3 protein-coding genes are annotated in these 6,846 nt (G+C 37.4%); 1 reads left to right on the plus strand and 2 read right to left on the minus strand.

Annotated elements, in window-relative coordinates; translation table 11 throughout:
- Nucleotides 1–381 precede the first annotated feature (381 nt).
- Nucleotides 382–1,497 (minus strand): beta-ketoacyl-ACP synthase III, encoded by a 1,116-nt coding sequence (locus KPC_RS16465; RefSeq protein ID WP_121975441.1) that lies wholly within the window; start codon nt 1,495–1,497, stop codon nt 382–384.
- Nucleotides 1,498–1,527: 30 nt separating this feature from the next.
- A complete protein-coding gene (hrpA, locus tag KPC_RS16470) occupies nt 1,528–5,349 on the minus strand; it encodes an ATP-dependent RNA helicase HrpA (RefSeq protein ID WP_407641995.1) in 3,822 nt (1,273 codons plus the stop codon).
- Nucleotides 5,350–6,205: 856 nt separating this feature from the next.
- On the opposite strand from hrpA, the gene ahpC reads away from it, so the two are divergent.
- The gene (gene ahpC, locus KPC_RS16475) at nt 6,206–6,769 is read left to right on the plus strand and encodes an alkyl hydroperoxide reductase subunit C (RefSeq protein WP_121975443.1); all 564 of its coding nucleotides are present in this window, start codon (nt 6,206–6,208) and stop codon (nt 6,767–6,769) included.
- Nucleotides 6,770–6,846: the final 77 nt, after the last annotated feature.

A 6,846-nucleotide genomic window follows, 5' to 3' on the forward strand; every position in this document is an offset into this window, starting at 1 on the left:
ATTTTAAGGATTACAGTAATAACCCAAATTATTATTACGGCATGGAAAATGCTTTAATCTTATATAAAGACCAATACTATTCTGGGTATTATAATGAGAAAGGTATCGAATACACACGTGAAGAGTATATAAAACAACTATCTAATTCTTATTTCTCTGAAGGTTGGGAACAAGAGCATAAGCAAGAATATTTAGATGCTGTTCGAAACCAATGTGATTTATATAATACAGTTGCAACACAAGCCATAAATAAANTTGTTAATTATTAAATAAAGTTAAATATAAAAAACGCTACAAAAAGATTAAATATAAAATTCTTATTTGCAGCGTTTTTTTCATCTCAAATCCTTTTGAAGATGCACCATTGTTTAGTCAAATCAATTAAACAATATGCTTTTGTACCAAAATCGAGCCAACCGAATAACCTGCACCAAAGGAGCAAAGTACACCATATTCACCATCATTGACCTGATCAGCAGTACGATGCATTGCAATTATTACACCGGCAGATGAAGTATTGGCAAATTCATCCAGAATGATAGGTACAAGATCAGGATCAGCTTCGGCAACTTGCTTACCAACAACCAATTTTAAAATGAGTTCATTCATATTGGCGTTGGCTTGATGTAACCAGTAACGCTTCACATTTTCAGGAAGAATATTGTTTTTCTCTAGTTGCTTTGTAATCATCTTCGCAACTAAAGGACAAACTTCCTTAAATACTTTACGACCATCCTGACGGAATTGTTTATCATCACGATGAGTCAATTCCGAGCTGTTTAAAAAGCCAAAATTATTACGGATATTATTTGAAAATTGGGTAAATAATTGAGTATCTACAATGTCAAAACCTGTCTTGGTTGTTGTATCTTCAATAATTGAAGCTGTTGCAACATCACCAAAAATAAAGTGACAATCACGAGAACGATAATCTGTATGTCCAGATGTGATTTCAACATTAACCAGTAACACACGGCGTGCACCTGTTTTAATCGCATCATACGCCTGTTTTAAACCGAATGTAGCTGCAGAACATGCGACATTCATGTCATAAGCATAACCTTGTATACCAAGTGCTGTCTGGATTTCAATGGCAACTGCCGGATAAGCACGCTGCATATTTGAGCAAGCCAGTATTACTACATCGATGTCCTCAGCGCCAACACCTGCGTTTTCCATTGCCTGTTTCGCCGCAATAACACCCCATTCTGCCTGAATAGAAAGTTCGTCATCACTGCGCTCAACTAAACGTGGACGCAAACGGGCTGGATCCAATACACCCGACTTTTCAATCACATAGCGGCGTTTTACGCCAGATGCCTTTTCAATAAAATCTGCACTAGAACCACGACGAGCTTCGATTTCCCCAGATGCAATTTTTTCAGCATTATCGTGGTTATACTGTTCCACATAAGCATTTAAACTTTCCACTAATTCTTCGTTAGTGATGACTTCTTCAGGATGATACAACCCAGTACCTGTAATACGGATGCCCATGTAAAACTCCTTAATAAAACGATCTATATCTTAACTGATTCCAAGCTGACCCCATAGTTTTTGCAGGCGAGTTGCTGAAATAGGCATCTTGGTTTTCATTGGTTGAGAAAATAATGAGATGCGCAGTTCTTCAGTCATAAAATACAATTCTTTTAAACGCGCATCATTTTTAAACTTAAATAATTTATCCATCCAGGGATCAATTTGTTCAATGGCATCTAAATCCCTATTTAGATTATTTGGCAATCGATCTAAACGCAAGATAAGTGCTTTGAGATAACGCGGATATTCTTGCCAAATATCTGAAGATTTACTGTATACAAAGTTTGATAAATCCATTAAATCAAGTTGATCTTCGATATCATCTATACTTTTCCCAAACACATTTTGATCAAGCATTAAAAGCTTTTGACGGATCTCCTGCCATTGAATAAAAATATTACTAATGATTTTTAAAGCTTCCTGCCCCACAGATAAAAAATTCTTTTTCACTTGAATAAGCAAGTTTTGGTATTCATCGGAATTTATTGGAAGATTGGAAATTGCCATTTGCAAGGTAGCATAAATCAGCATTTGCTCTAGTTTTGCTTTATCACCAAGTGGTGAATAAGCCAACGCCAAAGGTTTAGAAATCTGCTTTTTTAATTGGCGAACCAGATCTCCGAGTTGCATATGGATCAAACGAATCACACCTTCACAATGTTGCTTAACGGCTTCAGTCTGATCATTAAAAGTTTGAATCACGATACCTGATTCATCCTTTGTATCTAACTTGGCAAATGCTTTAACAGGTACAAGTCCCTGATATTGTTTAACCACAACGCCTGTCACTTTCTGTGAGGCTTCAAAAATAAATTTTTCAGGAAAAGTATTAAACTCTCCCTTAAGCTGTTTCACAGGGCTATGCGTTTCTGTTCGGCAACGTGCTTTTAACTCCTGCAAGTCACGACCTTTTTCAATCACGCGCCCTTTTTCATCAATGACCTTGATAAATGGAAGCAGATACTGATCAACACGTTCAAATGAAAAATCTTTTACAGTAATCTGTTCACCACGAAGCTGAAATGCCAGAAACCCAAAAATATGTTCACGTAAATGCACAGCATCAATAGTTTTCAAGAGACGATGAGCTGTATCAGGAATTGGGACTAGATTACGGCGTTTATCCTTAGGAAGTGATTTGAGTAGTGCCTCTATCAACTCCAGGCGCCAACCGGGAATCCCCCAAGACCAGATATTTTCATCAACTTGTGGAAGTGCCTGAACAGGAATCTTGACTGTTGCACCATCTTCATCATGACTAGGGTCAAAACGATAACTTGCCGCCAGACGAAGTTGTCCATTTTGTAAAAAATCAGGGAACTGTTGTGTTGTAGGACGATCATTCAGCCAAAGTGCATCATCATCGATAAACAAATACCGTGAGTTTTTAGGTTCTACAGTTGCTCGCCAATCCTCAAAACTTCGACGACTAGCAATTTCTTCTGGGACTTTAGAGGCATAAAACTGATAAATTATTTCCTCATCAACAACAAGATCACGACGACGGAGTTTATCTTCAACCCGTTCTACTTCTTCTAATTTAAGTAGGTTATGTTTTAAAAACGGCGGCGTAATACCTAAGTTGCCAGTGGTTAATGCATCTCTTAGAAAAATTTCATGTGCAGCAGTCTGATCGACCTTTTCATAATTGGTCATCCGTTTCGGTTCAATGATCAAGCCAAACAATGAAATCTGGTCATAAGCATTCACCACACCTGGTTTTTTCGCCCAATGCGGTTCAAAATAATGATGCTTCAATAAGTTTGGTGCAGCAAGTAAAATCCATTCGGGTTCAATTTTAGCTAAGTTACGCAAATAGACCTGAGATGTTTCCACCATCTCAAATGCCATCACCCAAGATGCACCAGCTTTGTGTAACGTTGAAGCTGGGAAAATACGGGCTTTTTGCTGACGAACTGCCATATAAACATTTTTTTCATCAGTTTTATTGGCAATAAAAGATAATAAACCTGTGAGCAATGCACGATGTAGATTTTCATAACTGGCAGGTTTTTCATTAAATGACAGCTTTAACCCTCTTGCCAAATCAACCAGTTGTTCATGAGTCTTTTTCCATTCGCGTAATCTCAGCCAACTCAAGAAATGCTGACGTGCAAAAGTTCGGCGTTTATTTTCACTTAAATTTTCACGATTATTTTGTAATGTTTCCCATAACGTTGTATAAAACAAAAAGTCAGAGTCCGCCTGTTTAAACAGCGCATGCTTTTGATCTGCTTGTGTTTGTTTATCGGCGGGGCGTTCGCGTGGATCTTGCACAGCCAGTGCCGCGACAATAATCAAGGCTTCATTTAGAACACCAAAATGGGCGCCACCCAAAATCATACGAGCCAAACGTGGATCAATGGGCATTTTTGCCATCTGCTGACCAATTTTAGTGAGCTCGTCTTTTTTATCGTTATAAGCACCCAATTCGATCAATAGTTTACGACCATCATTCACCAAACGGTGATCAGGTGGCTCAATAAAATCAAAAGCTTCGACAGAACCCAAACCCAAACTTTGCATCTGTAAAATTACCGAAGCCAGATTGGTACGCTTAATTTCAGGTTCAGTAAACTCAGGACGACTCAGGAAATCTTCTTCACTATACAAGCGAATACAAACACCTGGAGCGATACGACCACACCGTCCTTTTCGTTGATTTGCTGCCGCTTGAGAAATCGCTTCTATGGGCAAACGCTGTACACGAGAACGATAGCTATAACGTGAAATACGAGCAAAACCACTATCAATCACATAGCGGATATTGGGTACTGTCAAAGCAGTTTCTGCAACGTTAGTAGCTATGATAATACGTCTTCCGCCACCAGTCGGATTGAAGATTTTTTGTTGTTCAGCCAATGCCAACCGTGCGTACAATGGTAGAATCTGTGTATGACGAGGACCATACTTTTGCAAGGTTTCCTGAAGTTCCCGAATCTCTTGTTCTGTACTTGAAAAAATCAGGATGTCGGCATGCTCAGGATGCCCTTTTTGTTCTGCATCTTTAAAACATTCTTCAACAGCTTGAACGACAGCTCTGGGTAAATTTTCTTCAAAATCATCAAAATCATCATCATCACTTCCCCTAATTGTCATTTCTGAAATAGGGTGATAACGAACTTCTACAGGAAAACTGCGCCCCTCAACTTCAAAAATAGGCGCAGCATGAAAATATTCACTAAAACGGTTTACATCGAGTGTCGCCGAGGTAATGATGATTTTTAAATCTGGGCGCTTTTTAATAAGCTGTTTCAAGTAACCCATAATGAAGTCGATATTTAATGAACGTTCATGTGCTTCATCAATAATAATCGTATCGTATTTAGTCAAATAACGATCATGTGCCAGCTCCGCCAGCAAAATACCGTCAGTCATTAAACGAACAATGGAATCATTTGAACCTTGCTCATTAAATCGTACTTTAAAACTGATCGACTCACCCAGCTTTTCACCAACTTCTGATGCAATGCGCTCGGAAACACTGCGAGCAGCCAGACGCCGTGGTTGAGTATGCCCAATCATCCCTGTTAAACCACGTCCAGCGAGCATGGCAATCTGCGGTAATTGTGTTGTTTTACCAGAACCAGTTTCACCGGCAACGATAATGATTTGATGTTTTTGAATCGCCTCAATCAATTGATCAGCATATTGTGTAACTGGTAGATCCTGATTGAGTCTGATATCTGGAATACGCCCGATTCTTTCACGTACTTTATGATTCGACTTTTCAAAAAGTTCTTGGTATTGCTTAGGATTTGCATCTTTGCCTTTTTGAAGTCGATTTAAACGATGACGGTCGCGAGCCATGACCAATTGATCGACATTTAAATGACTTAGCACAGATAAACAATCCTGATTATAAAAAAGAACTGGCTATTTTACGCTGTAATCCTACAGATATAAAGATGGTATCTAAGTAGCCCTTCTATTTTTAATAAATTAAACTTAGCCTTAAAAAACAATGCAAACCAATTAACCATGAAATCAAATAATAGTTTTTACAATAAAAAAACACCCTCATATATCATATGATATGCAATCATCAACGTAATAAAACCAGACACAATAAAAGAGCAATATCAATAAATATAGAACCTTATTTCTGATAAACATGTGAACAATACAGCATATAACCTGATCATCCTGACCAGAATGAATGTAACAGGATCATTTGCCGATACACTTGCAAATTCAGAAAGAAATCAACTCAAAAGGCCGTATATATCCTAATCATGAAGCAAAATGCTCGTTCATCAAGATCTGAAAAAAAAATCCTACCAAGCTTAGCAATCACGATATGATTACTAAAACGAATAAAATATGACTCATTTAAAATTCTTACAACTGAATTTTATCGATAAAATTTAATAAGTTAAAATATTTATTGTTATTTTTTGATGTTAACCCTTGAAATCTTATCATTAAGACATCATGTTTCTACCCAAGTCAAAGAATGCTTTTGTCATTGAAGCATCATACAGATCATGCAATATTTCCTGCATAGTATGAAATGTCAAAGCACTCATAATTGATGAAATTGTATCTGGAGAGAGCTAAATTCAATTTTCCGATTTTAGCTATGAAAAAATACTATTTCACCAATAACAAAAAAGTCTTTATTCTAGTTATATATTGAAAACAAACCTCAATCATGGAGAAAATGATGAGCTTAATTAATACTGAAGTTAAACCATTCAAAGCACAAGCATTCCAAAAGGGTCAATTTATTGAAGTTACTGAAGCTAACTTTAAAGGTAAATGGTCTGTTGTATTCTTCTATCCAGCTGACTTCACTTTCGTTTGCCCAACTGAACTTGGCGACCTTGCTGACAACTACGCTGAATTCCAAAAATTAGGTGTTGAAATCTACTCAGTATCTACTGACACTCACTTTACTCACAAAGCTTGGCACGATTCTTCTGAAGAAATCAAAAAAATCGAATACGTAATGGTTGGCGATCCTACCTGGACTCTTGCTAAAAACTTCGAAGTTCTTATCGAAGCTGATGGTCTTGCTGATCGTGGTACTTTTGTTATCGATCCTGAAGGTAAAATCCAAATCATCGAAATCAATGCTGGTGGTATTGGTCGTGATGCTTCAGAACTTCTTCGTAAAGTTAAAGCAGCTCAATACGTTCATTCTCACCCAGGTGAAGTTTGCCCAGCTAAATGGAAAGAAGGCGATGCAACTCTTGCTCCTTCAATCGACTTGGTTGGTAAAATCTAATTTCTGATTAGATTTAACTGCTTAAAAAACCACATCTTTTGATGTGGTTTTTTATTGCCAAGATATTAATTTTATAT

Origin of the sequence: Acinetobacter stercoris, assembly GCF_900323515.1 — a bacterium.
GTDB lineage: Bacteria > Pseudomonadota > Gammaproteobacteria > Pseudomonadales > Moraxellaceae > Acinetobacter > Acinetobacter stercoris.